The sequence below is a fragment of the Bradyrhizobium sp. AUGA SZCCT0160 genome, assembly GCF_018130105.1.
Classification (GTDB): domain Bacteria; phylum Pseudomonadota; class Alphaproteobacteria; order Rhizobiales; family Xanthobacteraceae; genus Bradyrhizobium.
Window position 1 is genome coordinate 1 of record NZ_JAFCMD010000013.1, and the last position, 23326, is coordinate 23326.

Annotated in this window: 22 protein-coding genes, 1 tRNA gene and 1 pseudogene; 13 read left to right on the forward strand and 11 right to left on the reverse strand. The window is 62.0% G+C overall.

The features are described 5' to 3' along the window. Window positions 1-233: 233 nt before the first annotated feature. Window positions 234-641, reverse strand: coding sequence for a GFA family protein (locus tag JQ558_RS20790; protein ID WP_192740635.1), 408 nt, complete (start codon window positions 639-641; stop codon window positions 234-236). Window positions 642-796: 155 nt separating this feature from the next. On the opposite strand from JQ558_RS20790, the gene JQ558_RS20795 reads away from it, so the two are divergent. Next, complete coding sequence (locus tag JQ558_RS20795) at window positions 797-1282, forward strand: DUF4240 domain-containing protein (RefSeq protein ID WP_212294760.1); 486 nt, start codon at window positions 797-799, stop codon at window positions 1280-1282. Window positions 1283-1308: 26 nt separating this feature from the next. Here the strand turns inward: JQ558_RS20795 and JQ558_RS20800 are convergent, their stop codons facing one another. From JQ558_RS20800 to JQ558_RS20820, 5 genes are all read right to left on the reverse strand, one after another. Next, window positions 1309-1962, reverse strand: coding sequence for a DUF3658 domain-containing protein (locus JQ558_RS20800; protein ID WP_212294762.1), 654 nt, complete (start codon window positions 1960-1962; stop codon window positions 1309-1311). 359 nt (window positions 1963-2321) lie between these two features. Beyond that, on the reverse strand, window positions 2322-3782 hold the full coding sequence (locus JQ558_RS20805; protein ID WP_212294764.1) for an ammonium transporter: 1461 nt from the start codon (window positions 3780-3782) through the stop codon (window positions 2322-2324). Window positions 3783-3818: 36 nt separating this feature from the next. Then, on the reverse strand, window positions 3819-4157 hold the full coding sequence (locus tag JQ558_RS20810; protein ID WP_008142813.1) for a P-II family nitrogen regulator: 339 nt from the start codon (window positions 4155-4157) through the stop codon (window positions 3819-3821). 306 nt (window positions 4158-4463) lie between these two features. Beyond that, the gene (locus JQ558_RS20815) at window positions 4464-5717 is read right to left on the reverse strand and encodes an ammonium transporter (protein ID WP_249142568.1); all 1254 of its coding nucleotides are present in this window, start codon (window positions 5715-5717) and stop codon (window positions 4464-4466) included. A 145-nt stretch (window positions 5718-5862) separates the two neighbouring features. Continuing rightward, the gene (locus JQ558_RS20820; RefSeq protein ID WP_192740630.1) at window positions 5863-6201 is read right to left on the reverse strand and encodes a P-II family nitrogen regulator; all 339 of its coding nucleotides are present in this window, start codon (window positions 6199-6201) and stop codon (window positions 5863-5865) included. Between the two features lie 338 nt (window positions 6202-6539). On the opposite strand from JQ558_RS20820, the gene JQ558_RS20825 reads away from it, so the two are divergent. Further along, window positions 6540-7454 (forward strand): DUF4339 domain-containing protein, encoded by a 915-nt coding sequence (locus JQ558_RS20825; RefSeq protein ID WP_212294766.1) that lies wholly within the window; start codon window positions 6540-6542, stop codon window positions 7452-7454. A 20-nt stretch (window positions 7455-7474) separates the two neighbouring features. Here the strand turns inward: JQ558_RS20825 and tesB are convergent, their stop codons facing one another. Beyond that, a complete protein-coding gene (tesB, locus tag JQ558_RS20830; RefSeq protein ID WP_212273442.1) occupies window positions 7475-8338 on the reverse strand; it encodes an acyl-CoA thioesterase II in 864 nt (287 codons plus the stop codon). Between the two features lie 208 nt (window positions 8339-8546). Between tesB and JQ558_RS20835 the strand changes: the two genes are divergently transcribed. Beyond that, complete coding sequence (locus JQ558_RS20835; RefSeq protein WP_212294768.1) at window positions 8547-9767, forward strand: ubiquinone biosynthesis hydroxylase; 1221 nt, start codon at window positions 8547-8549, stop codon at window positions 9765-9767. 58 nt (window positions 9768-9825) lie between these two features. Here the strand turns inward: JQ558_RS20835 and JQ558_RS20840 are convergent, their stop codons facing one another. Then, a complete protein-coding gene (locus tag JQ558_RS20840) occupies window positions 9826-10020 on the reverse strand; it encodes a Trm112 family protein (RefSeq protein WP_212273444.1) in 195 nt (64 codons plus the stop codon). 43 nt (window positions 10021-10063) lie between these two features. Then, window positions 10064-10603, reverse strand: coding sequence for a TetR/AcrR family transcriptional regulator (locus tag JQ558_RS20845; protein WP_212294770.1), 540 nt, complete (start codon window positions 10601-10603; stop codon window positions 10064-10066). Between the two features lie 96 nt (window positions 10604-10699). Between JQ558_RS20845 and JQ558_RS20850 the strand changes: the two genes are divergently transcribed. The 3 genes and pseudogenes from JQ558_RS20850 to JQ558_RS20860 all read left to right on the forward strand — a co-directional run bounded on the left by JQ558_RS20850 (window position 10700) and on the right by JQ558_RS20860 (window position 14192). Then, window positions 10700-11050 carry a hypothetical protein gene (locus JQ558_RS20850; protein WP_212210265.1) on the forward strand — a complete coding sequence of 117 codons (351 nt, stop codon included), beginning with the start codon at window positions 10700-10702 and terminating at the stop codon, window positions 11048-11050. Beyond that, window positions 11051-11317 (forward strand): annotated as a pseudogene (locus JQ558_RS37900) (enoyl-CoA hydratase-related protein); the annotation flags it as partial. It abuts the gene before it with no gap. 376 nt (window positions 11318-11693) lie between these two features. Then, window positions 11694-14192, forward strand: coding sequence for an EAL domain-containing protein (locus JQ558_RS20860; RefSeq protein ID WP_212294774.1), 2499 nt, complete (start codon window positions 11694-11696; stop codon window positions 14190-14192). Window positions 14193-14202: 10 nt separating this feature from the next. Here JQ558_RS20860 and JQ558_RS20865 read toward each other — a convergent pair whose 3' ends face one another. Together JQ558_RS20865 and trxA are read right to left on the reverse strand one after the other, a co-directional pair. After that, window positions 14203-14880 carry an LON peptidase substrate-binding domain-containing protein gene (locus JQ558_RS20865; RefSeq protein WP_212210268.1) on the reverse strand — a complete coding sequence of 226 codons (678 nt, stop codon included), beginning with the start codon at window positions 14878-14880 and terminating at the stop codon, window positions 14203-14205. Window positions 14881-14969: 89 nt separating this feature from the next. Then, window positions 14970-15893, reverse strand: a complete 924-nt coding sequence (trxA, locus tag JQ558_RS20870) for a thioredoxin (RefSeq protein ID WP_212294776.1) — start codon at window positions 15891-15893, stop codon at window positions 14970-14972. A gap of 459 nt (window positions 15894-16352) precedes the next feature. On the opposite strand from trxA, the gene JQ558_RS20875 reads away from it, so the two are divergent. The 7 genes from JQ558_RS20875 (at window position 16353) to JQ558_RS20900 (ending at window position 23288) form a co-directional block, all read left to right on the forward strand. Then, window positions 16353-16427 (forward strand) — tRNA-Gly (locus JQ558_RS20875). A 192-nt stretch (window positions 16428-16619) separates the two neighbouring features. Then, the gene (locus JQ558_RS20880) at window positions 16620-17906 is read left to right on the forward strand and encodes a DUF2157 domain-containing protein (RefSeq protein WP_212294778.1); all 1287 of its coding nucleotides are present in this window, start codon (window positions 16620-16622) and stop codon (window positions 17904-17906) included. Beyond that, window positions 17906-18517, forward strand: coding sequence for a GDYXXLXY domain-containing protein (locus tag JQ558_RS20885; RefSeq protein WP_212294779.1), 612 nt, complete (start codon window positions 17906-17908; stop codon window positions 18515-18517). Before JQ558_RS20880 ends, JQ558_RS20885 begins: the two co-directional genes overlap by 1 nt. A 107-nt stretch (window positions 18518-18624) precedes the next feature. Continuing rightward, window positions 18625-20748, forward strand: coding sequence for a DUF2235 domain-containing protein (locus tag JQ558_RS20890; protein ID WP_249142560.1), 2124 nt, complete (start codon window positions 18625-18627; stop codon window positions 20746-20748). Beyond that, window positions 20735-20953, forward strand: a complete 219-nt coding sequence (locus JQ558_RS37330) for a hypothetical protein (RefSeq protein ID WP_249142561.1) — start codon at window positions 20735-20737, stop codon at window positions 20951-20953. Before JQ558_RS20890 ends, JQ558_RS37330 begins: the two co-directional genes overlap by 14 nt. Before the next feature lie 320 nt (window positions 20954-21273). After that, window positions 21274-22536, forward strand: a complete 1263-nt coding sequence (locus JQ558_RS20895) for a sorbosone dehydrogenase family protein (protein WP_212294781.1) — start codon at window positions 21274-21276, stop codon at window positions 22534-22536. 173 nt (window positions 22537-22709) lie between these two features. Beyond that, window positions 22710-23288, forward strand: a complete 579-nt coding sequence (locus JQ558_RS20900) for a c-type cytochrome (RefSeq protein ID WP_249142562.1) — start codon at window positions 22710-22712, stop codon at window positions 23286-23288. Window positions 23289-23326: the final 38 nt, after the last annotated feature.

Consider the following 23326-nt stretch of genomic DNA (forward strand, 5'->3'; position numbering starts at 1 on the left):
CAGGGCGGGATGGCGATAGATGCGCACTGATTTGGGTCGGCCGACTACAGAAATATTTTTGATTTACGGAAATTTTCTACTTGACACGATTTCTGAAACTCGGAATTGATTTGCCCGTCGGGTTGTTTTGTCGCAGCTAAGCGTCATTGCGAGGAGCGAAAGCGACGAAGCAATCTAGAGCCGCTATGCCGCGCTATGGATTGCTTTGCTTCGCTCGCAATGACGAACGACACCTACCTTTGCGGCAGCCGCTCGAAACTCGGCATGCCCTCGGGGACGTGGTGGTAGGGCTGCTTGTCGACGGTGTAGATCGCGATCTGCGGGCCGTCGAACAGGGAGGGGTCGTCGAGCGTGCCGACTTTCACCACGACACCTGGCAGTCCCGGTGGCCGCGTCACGACGTGGGTGCCGCATTCGGCGCAGAACTCCCGCGTCACCGCGCGTTCCAGGTCGGTGCGCTTGAACTGCTTGGGAGTCTCCTTGGTGTATTTGAAGCCGGCGATCGGCATCACCAGGAACATGTTGGTCGAGCCGCCAGTGATATACTGGCATTCGCGGCAATGGCACTGCGCTTTCATCATCGGGTCGCCCTCGGCCTGATAGCGCACCTTGCCGCAATAGCATCCGCCTTCGAGTTTCATGACATCCTCCCGGTTATCGTTGCAGTCAATTCTGCGCCGTGAGCAGGATTTGGCAATGCTTTTTTAGCTCTGGTTTCTGTTCCATCGTGATTTCAGCCATTCCCGGATTAGCTTGTGCAGGACGACGAAGGCGAGTTTGCTGGCAGGAGCACGTAATGGACGAGGACGGATTCTGGAAAATCGTGCAGCGCGCGCACGATAGTTCGGGTGGCGATATGGATCAGAAATGCGACGCGCTGCGCCAGCAATTCGCGGCGCTGCCGAAGGACGAGGCGCTCGAGTTTGCGCGGTTGTTCAATGAAAAGATGGATCAGGCTTATGACTGGCCGCTGTGGGGCGCGGCTTACGTCATCAATGGTGGCTGCAGCGACGACACCTTCTCCGATTTTCGCGCCGCGTTGATTTCCCGGGGACGCCAGGCGTTCAAGCGCGCGCTGTCGGATCCGGACTCCCTGGCGGACGACGGCTTTGATGAATTGGACTGGTTCTACGAAGGCTATCAATACGCCGTCACCGATGGCGTTGAAGCGGTTGGCGGCAACCTACCGGCGCGGAGTGCGCCAGCTCAGCCATCCGGAACCGAGTGGCAGGAGGACAAGGTTTACGACCTGTTTCCGAAACTCAGTGCGAGATTTGGGTGATGACACGCAATCCCGCAAAAGGTGTTCTATTTCGCCCCCGGTAGCCTCACCTGACTGTCGCGCATGTCGAGCGCAGATTTGCCCTGAATTTCCAGACAGCCGCTCTCGACCAAGGCGTCGATGCGTGCCGCCAGCACAAGATCGCCGACCTGAAGGACTTCATCATCCATTTCTGCAGCCAAAATCTCCCCGACGATCCTTGCCACCTTCTGCCAGTCGTTCGTTGCGCAAGACATCAACCGCGTATCGAAATACGAAATGGGCGCCGACACGAGTTCCGTGCCTTCGATGACGCGCAGCGGCGCGTTCTCGGAACGAAGCTGCTGCCACAGATCGCGATATCGCAACCGCGCGGCGGCCTGCAGCGGCTCGGCCAAGCTCCATAGCTTGTCTTGGCCAATTATGTCTGTCGGAATAATGCCAAGACTAATGGCCAAGGTCGACGGCGGTGTCGGGTCTTGCCCGGAGTTGCGAGGCACCTTGACCTCACTCAGATCGACCACGTCGCATGGCGCGTCTTCCATTCGCCACAGCCATTCGAGAAAGCCCGCATACTCCACGGTCGATCGCCGCGACGTCCACGCGACCTTTCGACGGCCAGGGGAAAGCGCCTCGCGCCAGAACGCTTCTGTTTCGGGAGTGATGTCATTCCATCCCGTCCAGCCAAGTTCGTTCTCCACCCATTTCGATCGGAGCGGCAGATCGGGAGGGTTGATGGGTCCGAAGCCAAGGTGGTCGAAAGAGGAATGACCTGATCGTCGCGGCCGGCATTCGCAAGAGCTTGCCTCAGACTGCCGGCGCCGGAGGGCGTGAATACGACGTGAAGCGGGGGGAGCGTCATCGACAGTCCTCGGTGAAGGCTTCCGATGCCATGTTGCCACTCAAGCGTCTACTCAAGTTCGATTCAATTTCCAAACTCCAAAAAAAAGAAAGGGGCTCCAACTTGCGCTGGAGCCCCTCAACGGTCAGGGCATTGCCGGGTATGTGCCCGAACCGGAGTTGTGGGTGCGACCCCTTGGGGATCGCACCCCGGGAGAACTCACATGTTGTAGGCGCGTTCGGTGTGCTCGGTGACATCGAGGCCTTCACGTTCGGTCTCGACGTTGACGCGCAGGCCGACGATGACATCGACGACCTTGAACAGGATGGCAGAACCGATGCCCGACCACACCAACGTGGTGCAGACGCCCCAGAGCTGCGAGACCATCTGGGCTGCGAAGTCGTATTCCGCGATCTTGCCGATGGTGTAGTCCATGACACCGGTACCGCCGAGTGCCGGGTTCACCAGGATGCCGGTGCCGAGCGCGCCGACGATGCCGCCGACGCAGTGGACGCCGAACACGTCGAGCGAGTCGTCATAGCCGAGCGCATTCTTCACCACGGTGCAGAAGAACAGGCAGACGATTCCGACCACGAGACCGAGCACGATCGCGCCCATTGGACCAGCGTAACCGGCCGCGGGCGTAACCGCCACCAGGCCCGCCACCGCACCCGACAACGCGCCGAGCACGGAAGGATGACCCTTGACGATCCATTCCGCGAACATCCAGGCCATCGCCGCCGCTGCCGTTGCAACGAAGGAGTTGGTCATGGCGAGCGCGGCGCCGCCGGAGGCTTCGAGGTTCGATCCGGCGTTGAAGCCGAACCAGCCGACCCAGAGCAGCGAAGCGCCGATCATGGTCATGGTCAGCGAGTGCGGGGCCATCAGCTCCTTGCCGTAACCGACGCGCTTGCCGATCAGGAGCGCACCGACGAGACCGGCGATGCCGGCGTTGATGTGCACCACGGTGCCGCCCGCGAAGTCGATCGCGCCCTTCTTGAAGATCCAGCCCTGGTCATCCCCGAAGGCGGTCTTCGCCGCATCGAAGGCGGCCTGCGCAGCCGCTTTGTCCGTCGCGGCTTCGAAGGTCTTGAGCGCGGCAGTAATCGCGTCCGGTCCAGCCCAGTACCAAACCATGTGCGCGATCGGCAGATAGATCAGGGTTACCCAGAGCGGTACGAACAGCGCGACAGCCGAGAACTTCATGCGTTCGGCGAAGGCGCCGACGATGAGTGCGGGGGTGATGCACGCGAAGGTCATCTGGAAGCAGATATAGATCAGCTCGGTGATGTTGACGTCGGCGGAGAAGGTCGCCGCCTGAGCGTCGAGAATCGTCTTGCCTTCCGGCGCGATCTTCAGGAACGCCTTGGAGAAGCCGCCGATGAAGTCCGATCCGCCGGTGAAGGCGAGGCTGTAGCCGTAGACCGCCCAGATCAGGACGACGATGCAGACGGTGTAGAAAACCTGCATCAGGACCGAGAGCATGTTCTTGGAGCGGACCAGACCACCATAGAACAGTGCAAGGCCGGGGATCGTCATCAACAGCACCAGCACCGTCGACGTGAGCATCCAGGCGTTGTCGCCCTTGTTGACAGTGGCTTCCGCGTAAGCGGAGGTTGCGGCGAACATGCCGACGGCGAGGGCCGTCAGTCCCGCGCTATAGGGACGTTTGAACGTCATTTGTTGTACTCCTGAGTGTCTGGGTTGAGCGCGAGATCAGAGTGCCGCGGCATCCGCCTCACCGGTGCGGATGCGAACCGCATGGTCGAGGTTGATGACGAAGATCTTGCCGTCGCCGATTTGTCCGGTTTTTGCTGCCGAGGTGATGGCGTCGATGGTCTTGTCGACCTGATCCGAGGCCACCGCGACCTCGATCTTGATCTTGGGCAGGAAGCTCACCGCGTATTCAGCGCCGCGATAGATTTCCGTGTGGCCTTTCTGCCGACCATAGCCTTTGACTTCCGTCACCGTGAGACCGTGAACGCCAATGGCGGTCAGGGCGTCCCGGACTTCTTCGAGTTTGAATGGCTTGATGATCGCCATAACAATTTTCATGGGTCCTATCCCCGCTTGGCCCGGTTCAGACGGACCGGGCGTTCTCGACTGAGGTTCACCACGCGGAGAAGTTCACTTCGCGGGCACAGCCAGGACCCTTAGAATCAAATGCCGTGCCAGAACGGCGGATTTCCCTAACAGTTTATGAATCCGGGCCTTTTCGGCCTTTCGGGGAGGGGAACCAAACTGCGCTATTCCGTCGCGCTTAAAAAATAGGCATGACTGGTCAAGGCGCGGGCACGCCAGACTCCGGACATAATCCTGCCCAGTGCGAGGGCAGGAAGCCGCTATTCTAGATGGGTAGTTCTACTGAAGCGCCTCGCCGTGCTGCGAAATATCCAGGCCTTCCAGCTCCTGCTGCAGTGACACCCGCAGCGGCACGAACGCGCTCACCAGTTTGAGCAGCACATAGGTGACGCCGCCCGACCACACCAGGGTGACGCCGATGCCGTAGAGCTGGATCAGCACCTGCTGCGGGTTGTTCTCGATCAGGCCGGCGCTGCCGCCGATGGCTGACGTTGCAAACACGCCGGCGAGCAGGGTGCCGGTCATGCCGCCAATGCCGTGGACGCCGAACACGTCGAGCGAATCGTCATACTTGAAACGGTGCTTGAGCCAGGTGCAGGCCCAGAAGCAAACCAGACCCGCCACAATGCCGATGATGATTCCATGCCACGGTGCGACGTAACCGGAGGCCGGCGTGATCGTGCCGAGGCCGGCGATCGCGCCGGAGATCATGCCGAGCACGGAGGGTTTGCGCCGCGTCGCCCATTCGATCGCGCCCCAGGTCAGCGCGCCGGCGCAGGCCGCCAGATGCGTTGCGGTGATGGCCATCACGGCGCGTGAATTCGCCGCCAGCGCCGAGCCGCCGTTGAATCCGAACCAGCCGACCCACAGCAAGCCGGTGCCGATGACGGCGAGCGACAGGTCGAACGGGGAAAGATTGTCGCTGCCATAGCCGTGACGCTGACCCATCACCTTGGCGGCAACCAGACCGCCGATGCCGGCGGACAGATGCACGACGAGGCCGCCGGCAAAATCCAGCACGCCCATGGTGGCGAGGAAGCCGCCGCCCCACACCCAATGCGCCAGCGGCACATAGACGAACATGAACCAGCCGATCGAGAACAGCAGATAGGCCGAGAACCGCATCCGGTCGGCCACCGCGCCCGCCACCAGCGCCACCGTGATGATCGCAAACGTCATCTGGTACAGCACGAACAGTATTTCCGGAATCGTCGTCGCCGCCGGGTGGACGCTGTCCATGGTGACGCCGATGAGGAACCAGCGGTCGAGCGTGCCGATCCAGGGACCTTCGCCGACGAACGCCAGCGAATAGCCGAAACACACCCATAGAATGGAGATGATCGCGACCGCAGCGAGGCTCTGCGCCATTGTCGCCAGCACGTTCTTCTTGCGCACCATGCCGGAATAGAACAGCGCCAGGCCCGGTATCGTCATCATCAGGACGAGCGCGGTGGCGACGATCATCCACGCGGTGTCGGCCGCGTTGATGGTCGATGTCTGCGCAAAGGCCGGTGTCGCCGGCCAGACGTTCATCGCAAGAATGCTGAGCGCAGCGATCTTCGCTGCACGAATCGAGAGTGCCCCCATGGAATTTCCCCGGCCTGTTGTCGTTCTGTTGTCGTTTTTTGTTCGCGCGTCAGGCGTCGTTGCCCGCGCGCGTTGAACTGAACTGAAAACTTTAGAGCGCGTCGCTGTCGGTTTCCCCGGTGCGAATGCGAAGTGCGTGATCGATCGGCGTCACGAAGATCTTGCCGTCGCCGATCTGGCCGGTGCGCGCATGTGCGGTGATGACCTCGACCGCCTTGTCCGCGACGTCGGAGGCGACCGCGATTTCGATGCGCAGCTTGGGCAGGAAGTTCACGACATATTCGGCGCCGCGATAGATTTCGGTGTGGCCCTTCTGGCGGCCGTACCCCTTGACCTCGGTGACGGTCATGCCGTGCACGCCGATGGCCGTCAGCGCCTGACGCACCTCGTCAAGTTTGAATGGTTTGATGATCGCGACGACGAGTTTCATGGTCAGGCCTTCATGTCTCTTGGGATGCACTCTTGGACGTTTCTCTTGGAAGTTTCTCTTGGAAGTTCTCGGATGGTCTTTTGGACGGTCTTTCCAGGCGGTCTTTTTGACGTTCTTTCGGGCGTGTTCGGCAGGCAGGCCGCCCGGCGGCGCGCTGCCAAAATCCAAATCTGGCATCTTTCTATGCAAATGGCACAAAAAACTTGCAGGTTTAAGGGGAAAACATTTGCAAGCGGTGACCTCGGTCACTGTACAGGGAATATGATCCTCCGACAGAATGGGTTTTTCGCCAGCCGCCCCGCCGGCTTCCGCCGTTTCCACGACCAAAGGGATTAAAAATGTCGAACCGATCGTGGTTTTATGCAGCGAATGGCCAGCAACAGGGGCCCTTTCCTGAAGCCCAGCTGCGCGATCTCATCACGAGGGGGACAGTCAGGGCCGACACGCTGGTCTGGTCCGAGGGAATGTCCGGCTGGCAGCGCGCGGGCGAAATTCCCGGCCTGATGCCGGCGGGTGGCGCCCCGCCGTCGGTTGCGCAACCGGGCGGCCCGCCGCCGATGAGCAGCGGCGCTGGCGGTTATGCGGGCGGAGGCGGTTACGGGGGTGGCCCGCTGTCGATCGATTTCGGCATCCTGGAGTTTGTCTGGCGCAGCCTCGTGATGATTATCGGAATGGTGCTGGTGATTCCGGCGCCGTGGGTCCTGGTCTGGTATCTCAACTGGATCGTGCCGTGCGTAAAGGTGCCGGGCCGTCCGAACCTCAGCTTCACCGGCAATGCGATGACCATCGTTCCCTGGTATTTCGGATTTATCGCGATCGTTATTGCCGTCGCCTTCCTCGGCAGCGACATTCTCAGCAATCTGATAAACCTTCTCCAGATCGTGCTCTACTGGCTGTTCGCCAAATGGTTCGTCGCGAACCTCGCGTCCAACGGACAGCCGCTCGGGCTCAGCTTCACCGGCTCGGTCTTGGCCTTTCTGGGATACTCGATCCTCGGGGTGCTCGCGATCTTTACGATCATCGGCTGGGCGTGGGTGTATACCGCGATGATGCGGTGGTTCTGCCGCAACATTCAGGGTACGCAGCGCGAAGTGCTGTTCATCGGCACCGGACTGGAGTTCCTGTGGCGTGCGATCGTGGCGGCGGTTGCGTCGATCTTCATCATCCCGATTCCATGGGTGTATCGATGGATGTGGCAGTGGCTGGCGTCGCAGACGGTGTTGGCCGAGCGAGGCGCGCAGCCGAACGGGTAAGGCGCAATCGCTTGAAAACGCTATGTCCGGCGCTGGCGAATCGAGCCTTCCTGGGCCACCGACGCCACCAGCGTGCCGTCGGGCTTGAAGATCAGGCCGCGGGCCAAGCCGCGGCCGCCCTGTGCGCTCGGTGAATCCTGCGAATAAAGCAGCCATTCGTCGGCGCGGAACGGCCGGTGAAACCACATCGCGTGATCGAGGCTGGCCGGCATCACGTTGCTGTCGAACAGCGTGCGGCCGTAGCGCGCCATCACGGCATCGAGCAGCGAGAAATCCGACGCATAGGCCAGCGCGCACATATGCAGCGCCGGATCGTCCGGGAATTTTGCCGCGGTGCGGATCCAGACATTGATGCGGCCGTCGTCGATCTTCTCGCCGAAATAGCGGCCGAGTTCGACCGGTCGCAACTCGATCGGCCGGTCCATCTCGTAATAGCGCTGGATGAACTCCGGCATCTCCTTGAACACCGGCTGTTTCGCCACTTCTTCGGCGGAGAGCTTTTCCGGCGGCGGCACGTCCGGCATCTTGTCCTGGTGGTTGAAGGCGCCTTCCTCCTCGGCATGGAACGAGACCATGATCGAGAAGATCGCGTTGCCATGTTGAATGGCGGTGACGCGGCGGGTCGAATAGCTCTTGCCGTCGCGCAAGCGTTCGACCTGGTAGATGATCGGGACCTGCGGGTCGCCCGGCAGGATGAAATAGCAGTGCAGCGAATGCGGCAGCCGGCCTTCGACGGTGCGGCACGCCGCCACCATCGCCTGTCCGATCACCTGGCCGCCGAACACCCGCTGCCACGCGGTTTTCGGGCTGTTGCCGCGAAACAAATTCACCTCGATCGGTTCGATGTCGAGGATCGAAATCAGGTCGGTCACGCTTGCGGACATGGCGGCACTTTCGGTTGCTTGGGTCATTCCGGGGCGATACGCAGTATCGAACCCGGAATCTCGAGATTCCCCGATGTGCGATAGCACATCTGAGGTTCACGCGAAGGCGCGTGCCCCGGAATGACGGTTTGGCCTTGTTTCAGGCCTCTGTTTCACCCAGCTATAGTCATGTAGCAAGTACAGACCATGACCCGCGAGTAAGGATTGCATGCCGGCACAGCGAAGTATTGTCATCTGCGGCGGCGCCTTTGCGGGGCTGGCGCTGGCGCTGGCGCTGCGTCAGGGCCTGGGCCGCGATATTCCGGTCATCGTGGCCGATCCGGCGCTGGCCTCAAAGCCGAGCCGCGATCCGCGCGCCACCGCGATCGTCGCCGCCTGCCGGCGGCTGTTCGAGGCACTCGGCGTGTGGGGCCAGATCGCGCCCACCGCGCAGCCGATAACAGACATGGTCGTCACCGATTCCAGGCTGGAAGACGCCACCCGTCCGGTGTTCCTCACCTTCGCGGGCAATGTCGAGCCCGGCGAGCCCTTCGCGCATATGGTCGAGAACCGCTATCTGATCGATGCGCTGGTGGCGCGGACCGAGGCCGAGGGCATCGAGCTGCGTGCCACCGCCGTGGCCTCGTTCGATTCACGCACCGACGGCGTCGACGTGACGCTGGCGGACGGCACGATCATCGAAGCCAGCCTTTTGGTCGCCGCCGACGGCGCGCGCTCAAAGCTGCGCGAACGCGCCGGGATCGCCACCCATGGCTGGGACTATGATCAATCCGGCATCGTCTTCACCGTCGGCCATGAGCGCGATCATGGTGGCCGCGCCGAAGAACATTTTTTGCCGGCAGGACCGTTCGCGATCCTGCCCCTGACCGGAAAGCGCTCGTCGCTGGTGTGGACCGAGAACCGCACCGAGGCCGCCCGCATCACCGCGCTCGGCGAGGACGAATTTCACGGCGAGCTCGAGCAGCGCTTCGGCCTGCATCTCGGCGAGGTCAAGGCGCTCGACAAGCCGCGCGCGTTTCCGCTCGGCTATTTCGTCGCGCGCTCCTTCATCGCCGAACGTCTGGCGCTGATCGGCGACGCCGCGCATGTGATCCACCCCATCGCAGGGCAGGGCCTCAATATGGGGCTGAAGGATGTCGCTGCCTTGGCCGAAGTTGTGGTCGATGCGGCGCGGCTCGGCATGGATCTCGGCCAGGCCGACGTGCTCGAACGCTACCAGCGCTGGCGCCGGTTCGACACCATGGCAATGGGCGTTGCGACCAACTCGCTGAACTTGCTGTTCTCGAACGAATCGACGCTGCTGCGCACCGTGCGCGACATCGGATTGGGCCTGGTCGACCGCGCGCCGCCGCTGAAAAGCCTGTTCATCCGCCAGGCCGCGGGCTTATCAGGCGAAGTGCCGCGGCTGCTGAAGGGCGAGGCGTTGTAAGGACGCGAATGGCGAATGGTTTTCCTATTCGCCATTCGCCACTCACTATTCGCCCGCTTCAATCGATCTTCCTCGCCTCTTCCGGCAGCATGATCGGGATGCCGTCGCGGATCGGGTAGGCGAGTTTGGCGGAACGCGAGATCAGCTCCTGGCGGGCGGCGTCGAACTCCAGCGGGCCCTTGGTGATCGGGCACACCAGGATTTCCAGCAATTTCGGATCGACGGTGCTGTCGAGGCGTTCGGTCGAATTCATTTGTGATCTCCAGCTTGGCCGGTCCCTTAGCACACCAAACTTGTCATCGCGAGGTGGCTATCCGCAGCATTTCGTCGAGCATGGCCTGTTGCTGCGCTTTCGGCAGCGGCTGGTCCGACAGGGCAAACCCGAGAAACGCCCAATAGAGGATTTGCGCGCGGGCGCGGGCCACCTCCGCGGATAGGCCGGACTGCGTCAACAGGCTCTCGACATAGCCGAGCCTGCGGCGGTCGATCGCCTGCACCGCCGCCCGCGCCGCGGGATCGACGCTGGCCCAGGTGCGGACCGCGTTTTCCAGCGCCAGTCTTGCGCCGAACACCCGGCGCAGCAGCACCTCGAGCGGATTCTCTTCCTTTGATGCGGCCTCGACCCCGGCGATGATCTGTTCGGCGGCGATTTCGCGCCATTGCTTGAGGATCGCGGCATGGAACGCGGAAATATCCGCGAAATGCCAGTAGAAACTGCCGCGCGACACCCCCATCGCCTTGGCCAGCGGTTCCGCCTTCAGCGCCGTGAAGCCGCTTTTCGCCAGCGTCTTCAGACCCTGGTCGACCCAATCCTGCCCCGAGAGGTGATCGCCCATGTTCCCGTCCTGCGACATCTCACCATACACCACTGTATTGACAGCCGCCAAGCCCCCGGCGCATAACCATACACAACTGTATGGAGGCATCATCCGATGCGCGATATCATTCTGCAATGCGCCGGCGTCGCCGGAATTGCGGTGTCCCTGATTCACGGCGTGCTCGGCGAAACCAAGGTGTTCGCCAAAGCGACCATCCAGCCCGAAAGCCTGCGGACCCTGATCCGGCTGGTGTGGCAGGCCGGCACCGTGGCGTGGATCGGCGGCGCCGTGCTGCTGATTGCAGCGCCTTCCTTCGGCTCCGAGAGCGCGCGGCACTGGATCGTCATTACCGTGATCGCGATCTACGCCTTTGCCGCCGCGGCGAATGCGTGGTGGTCGCGCGGACGCGGTTTTGGATGGAAGGCGCTGACCGCCGTCGTCGCACTGGCGGTCGCGGGATATTAGGCATCGCCCGACGTCGAAAGAACTGCCGCGGTGGCAAACGGCGGTGCTCTCCTGCCGTTCGCCGGGCTCGACCGGCGCACGCACGGTGTCGCCAATTTTGTGCAGCACATCGTCTGGCTATGGCGCGAGCTACCCGACCCCGTGATCGCCGCCGTTCACGGCATTGCGCTGGGCGGTGGCTTCCAGCTCGCCCTTGGTGCCGATATGCGATACGTCGCGCCGGGCACGCGCCTCGGCATTATCGAGGCGAAGTGGGGATTGGTGCCGAGTTGGAGCACCCCGTGAATACGAACCGTTTTTCTCTCCGATATGATCGCAGCGAACGCATTAACGCCAACGCTGCCGCAGCCCCGTATCACCACGGAAAGTTCCGTACTACTACGGCTGCGCTTCCTCGCCAGTCCCGCTTTCGCTCAGCGCGAAAGTAGCCCCGCACGCGGTTCCGGATCGAGCGATTCAATCAATCAAATGCACACTAACGGGCAGATAGATCGAGGTTTTCCGTAGAATCCCTGATGTATTCAACCATTATACATTCGCTCTTTACGTGCGGATAACTACGCCCTCGGAACCTGCAAGAAAATTAAGGAGTCGAATAGCCAGCGCGGGTAACCATGGTGAGGTACAACCATGGCCGAATGACATGTTCCGCGTTCTTAGCTGCCTTACGGTCGAACACGACTGGCGATTTGTTCTCCTCGCCGGCCTCGTTTGCTTTGTCGCAAGCGTCGTCGCCATCCATATCTTTCATCGCGCGATCTCGTCGCAATCCAGGACGCGGCTGATCTGGATTGCAATTGCGGGCGCCGCGATCGGGTACGGGATCTGGGCGACGCACTTCATCGCGATGCTCGCTTACGAGCCCGGTGTTACGACCGGATACGGCGTGGCCTTGACGGCACTGTCGCTCGCCGTGGCAATGATACTGACGTCCGGCGGGTTCGGCTTCTCCGCCAATGCGCCCGGCCGGTGGCGTGCGCCCATCGGCGGTGGAATCATCGGCGCGGGCATTGCCAGCATGCACTATCTCGGCATGTGGGCGCTCGAAGTCCCGGGCCGGGTCACCTGGTCGCTCGATCTCGTGTTCGCCTCCATCCTTATAGGCATGGCGTTCGGTTATGCGGCGCTCGCGTTCGCGGTCCGCTACAAGGATTTGTGGGGAACATTTGTCGCGGCGGTTTTCCTGACGCTCGCAATTGTCTCGCATCATTTCACGGCGATGGGCGCGGTAGAAATTGTCCCCGATCCGACGCGGGCACCTGACGAGATGTCACTTTCTCCCGCCTTTCTCGCCGTCGCGATTGCGGGCGTGGCGCTGTCGGTGCTCGGGATGAGCCTGGTCGGCGTGCTGGCGGATCGCCGCCTCGCCAACCGGACGCGCAAATTCGAGGAAATCATCGATCAGCTCTCGCACGCGCGACAGCAGGTCGAAGGCTCCCAAAGAGAATTGCAGGAGCAGAAGCTCAGGCTGGATTCGGCGATCAATAACATGGGCGAGGGTCTCTGCATGTTCGATGCGGAGAAGCGGCTTGTCGTCTGCAACGATCGATACGCGAAGATGTATCAGCTGCCGCCGGAACTGTTGCGGGCGGGAACATCACACCGCGAAATCATCGAGCATCGCATCAGCAACGGCATCCTCAAGACCGGCACCAATGACGGCGCCGCAAAGGTGATGTCGGCCCTGAATGCGCTGCCAAGCAACGTCCCGGCAAGCCGAGTCGACGAGCTCGCCGATGGTCGATTGATCTGCGTTACGAGGCAACCGATGCCCGGTGGCGGCTGGGTGGCGACGCACCAGGACGTCACCGAGCAGCGCAGGTCCGAGGCCAAGATCACGCATATGGCCCATCATGACGCGCTGACCGATCTGCCAAACCGCGTCCTGCTGAGGAAGCGCCTGGAGCTCGCCCTTTCCATCACGCGCAGGGGAGGCGCCGATCTCGCGGTGCTCATGCTTGATCTTGACCGCTTCAAGGAGGTCAACGACACGCTGGGGCACCCCACGGGAGACGCCCTGTTGCAAGCCGTTGCGGCGCGGCTGCTGGGGTGCGTCAGGGAAACGGCGATGGTCGCGCGGCTGGGCGGCGACGAGTTCGCCGTCATTGAGTGCGTGGAAAATCCGCTGGTGGAAGCCGTGGCGCTCGCCGAACGCATCAAGGCTGCGCTTTGCGAGCCTTTCGATCTTGGCGATCACCGGGTCACCGTCGGAACCAGCATCGGCATTGCCGTCGCGCCACGCGACGGAACCGATTCCGATGAGATTCTCAAGAAAGCGGACCTCGCTCTGTACTCCGCCAAGAATGGCGGGCGTGGTTCCTTCCGCTTCTTCGAGCCCGAACTCGACGAACTGATGCATGCCCGCCGCAACCTCGAACGGGATATGCGGAGCGCGATTTTCAATAATGAGTTCGAACTCCGCTACCAGCCGATCGTCAACTTCAAGAACGGCAAGATCAGCGGCTTTGAGGCGCTGCTGCGTTGGCATCATCCCGAGCGCGGTTGGGTCATGCCGGGCGATTTTATCCCGCTCGCGGAAGAAACCGGCTTGATCGTGCCGATCGGAGAGTGGGTATTGCGGACGGCGTGCGCGGAGGCGGCAAAATGGCCTGCCCATCTCAAGATCGCGATAAATCTGTCTCCGGCTCAGTTCAGAAGCAAGGACCTGGTTCGGGTCATTATCAGCGCCCTGGCTGGTTCGGGAATTGCGCCGCAAAGGCTCGAACTCGAGGTTACCGAAACGGCCATCATGCACGACAGCGAAGCCGTGTTCGCTGCGCTCGGTCAGCTGCACGAACTGGGCGTTCGAATTGCCCTGGATGATTTCGGCACCGGTTATTCATCCCTGAGCTTCCTGCAAAAGTTTCCATTCGACAAGATCAAGATCGACCGCAGCTTCGTCAGCGAGCTGACGAGTCCGAAGAAAGAATCCCGCGTCATCGCGCGCGCAGTGGTTCGATTTGCCGTAAGCCTCGGCAAGACCACGACGGCAGAAGGCGTGGAAACCAAGGAACAATGGGACATCCTCAGCGGAGAGGCCTGCCTCGAATCGCAAGGCTATTATTTCAGTCCGCCGGTAACGAGCGCCGAAGTCGCGAAAATGGTGCGCTCGCGGGCCAAGGCAGCCGCGAACGCGGCGTAGCCGGCGCGGTCTACTGCAGTCCGGTATCGCCGCCGCTGGTGCGCTTCTTGGCGAGGTCCATCTCGGTCACCGCGATCAGGATTTCCGCGCGCGTCTTCAAATCGGGCGCTTCCAGCATCGCCTGCTTTTCGGCGGGCCCATAGGGCGACATCATCGCCAGCGCATTGACCAGCGCCTCGTTGGGCGCGCTCTCGATGCCTTCCCAATCCACCTTCAAATTGTTGGCGTTGAGAAAATCGGTCAGCACCTCGAGCAGCGCCTCGCGGTCGACGGCTTCTTCGCCCTTGCGCGCGGTGAAGTCGTCAACAAAGGGGAAGAAATCCACCTTGCATTGCCGGTACGCGGTCAGCACCGTCAGCTCTTCGACCACCCGAAAGCGCGAGATGCCGGTGAGTTCGAGGATGTAGCGACCGTCGCCGGATTCGGCGAGCTGGGTGATGCGGCCGACGCAGCCGACCTTGAACAGCATCGGCCGCGCTTCGTCCTTGCTGTGGGAAATATCCGGCTGGATCATCCCGATCAGGCGGTGACCGTCGCGCAGCGCGTCGTCGACCATCGCCAGATAGCGCGGCTCGAAGATGTTGAGCGGCATCTGGCCGCGCGGCAGCAGCAGTGCACCCGGTAGCGGAAACACCGGAATGATTTCGGGAAGCTCGCCGGGTCCGCGGTATTCGGCATTGATCGGCATCTGCGGCCCCGGCTCTACTGCATGAGATGTCTATGTCTTGTGCGTATTCTTAATCCAAAACCGGCGTCCACGGTTGCGGAATACGCAACTCACGAGAACAGGATCGTCGACAGCCGCCTGCGTCCGTCCACGGTCGCTTCATCGGCCCCGCCCCACGCTTCGAAGAACTGCACCAGCTGCTTGCGCGCGCCATCCTCGTTCCACTTGCGGTCCCGCTTGACGATTTCGAGCAGCTGGTTGGTCGCTTCGGCACGGTTGCCTTGGGCGTTGAGCGCGGTCGCCAGATCGAATCGGGCCTGATGATCGAGCGGGTTTGCGGCGACTTTCTGTTCCAACTCGGTGACCGGACCGACCGATTGCGCCTGTTCGGCGAGATCGATCGAGACCTGCACGGCCTTGACGGCGGCGTCATTGCGTTTGGATTCCGGGACCATCGCGATGGTCTGCTTGGCCTGCTCGATGGCACCAGTCGTCACGTAGCATTTCGCAAGACCCGCCAACGCGGCGATATTGGTGGAATCGATCGACAGCACCTCGGCATAGATCTGCGCCGCGGCAGGAGCGTCGCCTTCCGCCAGCACGGCTTCGGCCTCGGCGAGAATTTCGGCAATGTTCGGTTCGCCCGGTGCGGCCATGCCCTTGGTGAGCTTGTCGATGAAGGCGGTGACCTGGCTCTCCGGCACCGCGCCCATGAAGCCATCGGCGGGCTGGCCGTTGACGAAGGCGATCACGGCCGGGATCGACTGGATTCCCATCTGGCCGGGGATCTGCGGATGCTGGTCGATGTTCATCTTGACCAGCTTGACCTTGCCCTTGGCGGCGCGGACGGCCTTCTCGATGATCGGCGTCAACTGACGGCACGGACCGCACCACTCCGCCCAGAAGTCGATCAGCACCGGCTGGCGCTTCGATTCCTCGATGACGTCCTTCACGAAGGTCTGGGTGGTGGTATCCTTGATCAGATCGGGTACGGCCTGCGGCGCGGGGCCGCCGCCCTGCTCAATTATCGTCACGATGTATCCTCGCCTGATGTCTTGAAAATTGGTCTCGAAAGCTGTCCCAGAGATTGGCGCCCTTCTAGCACGGAAGGGCGCGAAGTTCTCATCCGCTAGATGGCGGCTTGGGTCACAAAATTCAATCGGCCCGGCCCGCAGCGTGCTGCTCCGAACGATGGGCGGCCTCCCCATCACGTGTCCAGCCGGCGCGACGAATTGACCGGGAGGGCGGATCGGGGGCATCCGGGCGGAAGTCCGAATCGGCGGGATTCCCGGCAATTTGACCCAGGAATTCGCGCTGAGGAGACAGGGGAACCGATTACCGCGGTTTGGGCGCCGTTTCGGACCGATTCACGCCAATAAATTAAGAAAATCGGGCTATCTCGGTGGTTTCGGCCGCGTTCGCACTGTTGCATTCACGGCCTGCATTTGGCATAGCTCTGCCGTTGCCGGCGAGCGATCGCCGACATCTCGGATGCGGGTGTAGCTCAGTGGTAGAGCACGACCTTGCCAAGGTCGGGGTCGAGGGTTCGAGCCCCTTCGCCCGCTCCAAGATTTCTCGCATGCCAAACCGATGATTGAATGACAAGCCGCCGTCAGGCGGCTTTGTCGTTTGTGGCGGCGGGCGACCTGCCGCCGCGGCCTGCTTCTTCCACCGAACCTGCATGCCATCTTCTGATACCAAGGATTGCAGCGTCGTCTTGTGCCGCGCCGCAAGGATCGTGACACACGCGAGGCTGGCAATTGTTTGAACGAGGATATCGGCAGCGCCTTGAGGCGGACCTGGTCAAATGGGTCGCAGAGGGCGTGATCTCGGGCGACGCAGCCCATTCCATCCGCAAGGCGCGATTTGGCGAAGAGGCGACCTCGCGCCTGCCCGCCATCTTCGCGATGCTTGGCGCCCTGATGCTGGCGGCCAGCGTCAGCGCCTTTGTTGCCGCGAACTGGCAGGAGATTCCACGCCTGGTCAGGCTGGTCGGCATTCTCACGCTGATTGCGGCCTGTTTTCCCGTTGCCCTGCTACTCGGCCGGCGCGCGATCCCCTGGGGCGCCGATGCCGCCGTGACGTTCGCCACGCTGTGCTTTGGCGCCGGCGTGGCGCTGGTCGGCCAGATGTATCATCTGCCCGGCGACTGGCCGGCGGGCGCGATGCTGGTGGCGATCGGCGCGCTCATCGCGGCCGCGCTGACCGGCAAGAGCGGCCCGCTCGTGATTGCCTTTGCGGCGATGGCGGCTTGGACGCTCGGGCGGTCCGACGACGCGCAATGGCACGAAATCCATTGGCCGTTTTTCCTGCTGTTCGTTCCGGCATTTGCTTTGGCGCTGGGCCGCGAAAATCGCCTGGTGGCGCACGCGGCCGTTCTGGCGCTGAGCGTCTGGCTGGCCTCACTGATCTGGTCGCCGGCGGATCGGCTGATCCATGGCGGCATTGCGTTCTCGATAGCCTATATAGCGATCGGGCTGCTGGCGCTGGACCGCGACTGGCCCGCCGAGTTCCGGGCGCTCTTGCCATGGGGCGGCTGGGCCTTCGGCGTGCTGCTCTGCTTTGAAATCGAACTCGTTCTGGAAAAATATGTCCGCTTCGAGCACGCCATCGATGCGCATCTCGGCCTTGCCTATGTCGCCGCGGCGCTCGCGATCGCGGCCCTCGCGGGATTGGCGCGGGGCAGGGACAAGGGGCGGCTTGTGATCATCACGGCCTGCGCCATTGGCTTGACGATTCCGCTGATGCTGGCGGGCGGCCCCGCAATTCCGAGCCGCGTGCTGATCCCCATCGCCGTGCTCGTCAGCGCGGTGGCCTTGATCGCAGGCGGCCTGCTGGTCGGCTTGCGGACATTTTTCATGGTCGGTTACGCGGTGTTCGGCTTTTCGATATTGATCCTGCTCTGGCGCACGGTCGGCACATTGCTCGACCAGTCCCTGTTCTTCCTTGCCGCCGGTGTCGTGCTGCTGGGTCTCGCCTTGGGGGCGCGCAAACTCGCAAGCTGGTCAAACCGTGCCAATGAACAATCCTCTGGGAGTGCGGCCTGATGAGCACCGTCGACAGCCTGATCGGGCGCGTGCCGTTGCTCCCGCGCTACATCCTCGCCGTGCTGATGCTCTGCGGACTGATCCTCGCGATGGTCTATCAACGCGCGGAAATATTGCGAAACGGCCAGGAAGTCCGGCTCGAGATCGTGCCCGTCGACCCGCGCGACCTGTTTCGCGGCGACTATGTCATTCTCGATTATCGAATCTCGTCAATTGACTTGCCGAAGGACGCAACGAGTGAGTTCAAACGGGGACAAAAAGTATTCGTGACCCTGCGGCCCGACGAGACCGGCAAGGCGAGGGCGGTCGCGATCGCATCCGAGCGGCCGGCAGTGTCCGGCGCCGATATCGTCATTCTGGGCAAGGTGGACGCGGGATCGGTTTGCCCACCCAACGAGAGCGGGCTGAGAGTTTGCAAACCCGGAATCCGTGCCGCCCTCGTGAAATACGGGATCGAAAGCTATTTCGTGCCGCAGGGCGAGGGCAAGAAAATCGAGACGACCGAAAAGGCGCGGCTGGAGGTGGTCGCGGCCGTGACGCCTTCCGGCCAGGCCGCGATCAAGCGCCTGCTGATCGACGGCAAGCCCGTCTATGACGAGCCGCCGTATTGACAGGCGGCGCCCTGCCCGCGGAACGCTTCTCTATTCGAAGAGAACGTGTCAACCTGTAGTTACCCTAGGTTGCATGTTCATTTCATGCCGCGGGCGAGGCATGTCCCATGAGCCGAAAAATCATTCTGCTGTCCGACGGCACCGGTAACTCCGCCGCAAAAGTCTGGCGCACCAATGTCTGGCGCACCTTCGAGGCGCTGGATCTTTCCGGCAACGACCAGGTCGCGTTCTATGACGACGGCGTCGGCACCTCGTCGTTCAAGCCGATGGCGATCCTTGGCGGCGCATTCGGTCTCGGCCTGCGCCGCAACGTCATCGCGCTCTACAAGTTTGCCTGCCGGAATTATCGCGACACGGACGACGAATTGTTCGGCTTCGGCTTCAGCCGCGGTGCCTTTACGATCCGGATCGTGATGGGGTTGATCGACAGCCAAGGGCTGGTCAAAGCCGATAACGAAGCCGAACTGCATAGTCTCGCGAGTGCGGCCTACCGCGCCTATCGCCGGGATCGCTATCATGACCTGAGGCTGGAAGCACCCTACCAGTGGTTCCGCAACAAGTTCGGTCCGCACTACCCGCCCAAGGAGGTTCGCAGGAACGTCAAGGTCAGGTTCATCGGCGTCTGGGACACGGTTGCCGCCTACGGCATGCCGGTCGACGAAATGACCCGCGGCATTCATAAATATCTCTGGCGGCTCGAGCTGCCGGGCAAGCATCTGTCCGCGAGCGTCGCGCGCGCTTGCCAAGCGCTGGCGCTCGACGAGGAACGCACCACCTTCCACCCGCAGCTCTGGGACGAGACCGCCGGCACCAATGGCGGCGCGGCGGTGGTGGATCCCACAGCAAAGCGCTTCATCAAGGACGAACGTATCAGCCAGGTCTGGTTCGCCGGCGTGCATACCAATGTCGGCGGCGGCTATCCCGACGATGCGCTGGCCCACATCCCCTTCGTCTGGATGATCACCGAGGCGAGGCGCTGCGGGCTCAGATTCAAGTCGGATTATGCGGGCCAGCCGCCGAGCCCCGACCACATGATTGCCGATCCCGATACATTCAAGAACGCGATCTCGAAGCGCGACAAGGATGGACGGCTGTACGATCCGCGCAAGGGCCTTGGCGGATACTATCGCTACGGGCCGCGCAAGCTGGTGCCGGCCTTCTATCCGAAGAAGCTGGAAGAAGACGAGGTCGACGTCGTCAGCGCCAAGATTCACGAAAGCGTCTTCCGGCGCATCGAGAACAACGCGCATGGCTACGCGCCGGTCGGCCTGCCGCCATATTACGACGTCGTCAAGGAGGACGGCGAGATCGTCGCGCCCGACAAGTTCAGCATCGCGCCCGCCACGCAACCCTTTGAGACGAGCGCCGCCGCGGCGCAGCGCGCGTTGGCGCAGGAGCATGTCTGGAACTGGGTCTGGCTGCGCCGCATCACCTATTTCGCCACCGTCGGCGCGACGCTGTGGCTGCTCGTCTTTCCGCTCATCAGCAGCGCGCAACGCTATGATGAATATACCAGTCCGATCCGCTGGGTGTCCCACCTCGTACGCTTTGTCGGCGGATTCCTGCCGGACTTTGCGACGACCTGGATCGACGGTTACGCGCGCGCGCCGGCCTGGTTCGCCTTCATCGCTGTCCTGGTCACAGGCCTGCTGGTTCTGTCCTCGAAGATCGCAGGCCGCACGTCGAACCTGATGGCCTCGATCTGGCGGAAGTCGCCGGGAGCGCCGTCAGCGCTCCCTGACAACTGGATCTATGATCTGCGCAGCAGCCCGCTTTACATCCGCATCCAGGACACTTTGAAGCAAAGGATCGCTCCGGGCTTCTTCGCGGCGGTGTTCGTCTATCTCGGATTTGCGCTTGTCAGCCACCTTGCTTACGACGGCTGGGACATGGCCGGATATACCTGCGTGCATCGCGATTCCGATCCGAAACCCGCGGTGCTCGCCGTCAACCAGACCGCGCGCGTCGAATTCGAGACGTCGGATTTGTGCAAGGCGACCGGCATCCTGGCTGCAGCATCGCGGCCGCTATTATGTGACCATTCAAGCCGGCGGCAAAAACGGCCAAGACAAGCAATGGTTCAATGGCCTTGCCCGCATCGGCACGCCGGTCGGGGGCTTTTCCAGCAAAGAGCGGCCGCAATGGTACGAGCGCGTCTATCTCTGGCTATTGCTGCCGATGCGGCGGGAATTATCCAAGGACTGGTTCCGCATCGTTTTGCGTTTTGGTAACGTCGGCGGCGAAGAAGACTCCTACGAGCCAGATCCCTATGACGACATTATCCAGTTCAACATCACGCCGACGATTGCGCCGAACGGCAAGGAAGAACTGTTCGTCTTCGTCAACGACGCCGTGATCGGCATCCCCGGTCTTTACGATTTGCTCTACCGCAACAACCGCGGCACCGCCGTGCTGACGGTGAAGCGCACGCGGTAGCGCTCTCATCCCGTGGCGATCCTCGCCTTCCGGATCAAGGTGCTTCGACGCCCGGCCACCGTTCGATCCGGCCGCGGCGCTGGCTCGAAACGAATATTGCGGTGCAGCGCTTCCCTTGCAAAAAGTCCGAAACAAAACCGGACGAAGAATATTTCCACTCAATCTAATTTCGTCTGACAGGGTAGCGCAGCCTACGCTTCTCTCCTGCAATGGATGTGCTACCATTTTAGGGTCTATTCCACCTCACCTGACCAAGTTCGCCTCGAACGTTCAAAATAATAACAGGCGCAGCCGCACAAGGCTGCATAGGGAGTGACGCGATGAAATCGGCTTTCCATCGATCTGTTCTTGCGCTCACGGCGATCCTCGTTGTCGCGGGGGCCAGCCAGGCCAACGCGCAACAGAAGCCGCTCAAGAAATACGAATCCGGCACCAAGGAATTCTGGACCAACCCGCCGCCCGACTGGTTTCTCGGCGACGAGACCGAGGCGCAGAGGGGACAGGCGCCGCCGTCCGGCCCGCCGACCGGCGCAACCGACGCCGAACTCGCCAAGCTGATCCCGAAGATCAAATTGCCAGCGGGCTTCAAGATCGAGGTCTACGCCTCGGGCGTGCTTGCGGCGCGGCAGATGGCCTGGGGCGACAAGGGCACGCTGTTCGTCGGCTCGTTCGGCCTCGGCAACGTCTATGCGATCAAGGACAATGGCGGCAAGAAGGAGGTCAAGACCATCCTCAAGGGCCTCAACATGCCCACCGGCCTCGCGTTCCGCGACGGCGCGCTCTACGTCATCGCGGTCGACAAGCTGATCCGCTACGACAACGCCGAAGCCAATATCGACAATCTCGGCGCCGGCAAGGTGGTGTATGACGACATGCCGTCCTACGCCGCGCATGGCTGGAAATACATCGCGGTCGACAAGGAGGGCTGGTTCTATCTGCCGTTCGGACCTCCCTTCAACATCGGCATTCCGCCGACCAGCGTCTCGCAGATCCGCCGTGTCGATCCCAAGACCGGCAATGCGGAAATCTGGGCGCTCGGCGTCCGCAACAGCGTCGGCGGCGATGTCGATCCGCGCACCGGGCGGCTCTGGTTCACGGAAAACGCCCGTGACTGGATCAGCGACGACTTGCCGAGCGACAAGCTCAACATGATCTCGAAGATCGGCGAGCATTTCGGCTATCCCTATTGCCACCAGGGCAATATGCCGGATCCGAAATTCGCGATGGGTCACAAGTGCTCGGAGTTCACGCCGCCGGTGCTCAATCTCGGTGCGCATGTGGCGCCGCTCGGCATGAAGTTCTACACCGGCAGCCAATTCCCCGCTGAGTACAAGAACAACATCCTGATCGCCGAACACGGCTCCTGGAACCGGAAAAAGTATCAGGGCGCCCGGATCAAGCGCGTGATCGTCGGTCCCGACGGCAAGAACGCCAAGCAGGAAATCTTTGCTTCCGGCTGGCTCGAAGGCGACCAGGGCTATCTCGGCCGGCCCAACGACATCATCCTCGACAAGGACGGCTCGATCCTGGTGTCCGACGACTGGGCCGGTGCGATCTATCGCATCAGCTACGCGAAGAAGTAGGGCGGAGATAATAGGGGCTGCGGTTGCTCGGGAACGAGTGGCCGCAGCTTCGCGTTTTGGAATGGAACATGCTCGTCATGCCCGGACTTGATCCGGGCATCCATCAACGCAAAATTTCTTGAAGAGAGATGGATGGCCGGGTCAAGCCCGGCCATGACGACGGGAGAGCTATGATGCGACTTGCGTTTACCGGGATGCTACTAGCAGCAGCGATGATATGCGGCCCCACCCATGCCGCCGATATCGCCGCCGGCAAGGCGAAGGCCGAATTGTGCGTCGGCTGTCACGGCGAAAACGGCATTTCGCAGATGGAAAACATTCCCTCGCTGGCGGCGCAGCCGGACATGTTCATCCAGTGGCAGTTGGTGTTCTACCGCGCCGGTGCCCGCAAGAACGAGCAGATGCAGCCGATCGTCGATCAGCTCAACAACGAGGACATCCGCAATCTCGGCGCCTATTTTGCTTCGCTCCCGCCGCCGAAGGCGCCGCCCGACGACAAGCCGGATCTGTCGAAGAAGGGCGCGCAGGCGGCCGCGGGCGGGCGTTGCGCGTCTTGCCACCTGCCAGACTACGCCGGCACGAAGGCGGTCGCCCGCGTCGCCGGGCAGCGTCAGGATTATCTCGTCAAGGCGCTGCACGACTACAAATCAGGGGTGCGGTCCGGCGGCGGCATGGCGGCGATGGCCAGTGTCGCCTATTCCCTCAGCGAAGAAGAGATCGAGGCGCTGGCGCATTATCTGGCGCATTTGTAATTGCTGTCGTCCCGGCTCAAGGCCGGGACGACGCCAAA

Bases quoted from the DNA above. Each gene is read 5' to 3' on its own strand.
- JQ558_RS20840 (WP_212273444.1), bottom strand. From the start codon at position 10,020: ATGAATTCGACCGAACGCCTCGACAGCACCGTCGATCCGAAATTGCTG.
- JQ558_RS20865 (WP_212210268.1), bottom strand. From the start codon at position 14,880: ATGCCGATCAATGCCGAATACCGCGGACCCGGCGAGCTTCCCGAAATC.
- JQ558_RS20805 (WP_212294764.1), bottom strand. From the start codon at position 3,782: ATGACGTTCAAACGTCCCTATAGCGCGGGACTGACGGCCCTCGCCGTC.
- JQ558_RS20895 (WP_212294781.1), top strand. From the start codon at position 21,274: ATGAAATCGGCTTTCCATCGATCTGTTCTTGCGCTCACGGCGATCCTC.
- JQ558_RS20795 (WP_212294760.1), top strand. From the start codon at position 797: ATGGACGAGGACGGATTCTGGAAAATCGTGCAGCGCGCGCACGATAGT.
- JQ558_RS20850 (WP_212210265.1), top strand. From the start codon at position 10,700: ATGCGCGATATCATTCTGCAATGCGCCGGCGTCGCCGGAATTGCGGTG.
- JQ558_RS20885 (WP_212294779.1), top strand. From the start codon at position 17,906: ATGAGCACCGTCGACAGCCTGATCGGGCGCGTGCCGTTGCTCCCGCGC.
- JQ558_RS20825 (WP_212294766.1), top strand. From the start codon at position 6,540: ATGTCGAACCGATCGTGGTTTTATGCAGCGAATGGCCAGCAACAGGGG.
- JQ558_RS20900 (WP_249142562.1), top strand. From the start codon at position 22,710: ATGCGACTTGCGTTTACCGGGATGCTACTAGCAGCAGCGATGATATGC.
- JQ558_RS20815 (WP_249142568.1), bottom strand. From the start codon at position 5,717: ATGAACGTCTGGCCGGCGACACCGGCCTTTGCGCAGACATCGACCATC.
- tesB (WP_212273442.1), bottom strand. From the start codon at position 8,338: ATGTCCGCAAGCGTGACCGACCTGATTTCGATCCTCGACATCGAACCG.
- JQ558_RS20845 (WP_212294770.1), bottom strand. From the start codon at position 10,603: ATGGGCGATCACCTCTCGGGGCAGGATTGGGTCGACCAGGGTCTGAAG.
- JQ558_RS20835 (WP_212294768.1), top strand. From the start codon at position 8,547: ATGCCGGCACAGCGAAGTATTGTCATCTGCGGCGGCGCCTTTGCGGGG.
- JQ558_RS20890 (WP_249142560.1), top strand. From the start codon at position 18,625: ATGAGCCGAAAAATCATTCTGCTGTCCGACGGCACCGGTAACTCCGCC.
- JQ558_RS20810 (WP_008142813.1), bottom strand. From the start codon at position 4,157: ATGAAAATTGTTATGGCGATCATCAAGCCATTCAAACTCGAAGAAGTC.
- JQ558_RS20820 (WP_192740630.1), bottom strand. From the start codon at position 6,201: ATGAAACTCGTCGTCGCGATCATCAAACCATTCAAACTTGACGAGGTG.
- JQ558_RS20860 (WP_212294774.1), top strand. From the start codon at position 11,694: ATGTTCCGCGTTCTTAGCTGCCTTACGGTCGAACACGACTGGCGATTT.
- JQ558_RS20790 (WP_192740635.1), bottom strand. From the start codon at position 641: ATGAAACTCGAAGGCGGATGCTATTGCGGCAAGGTGCGCTATCAGGCC.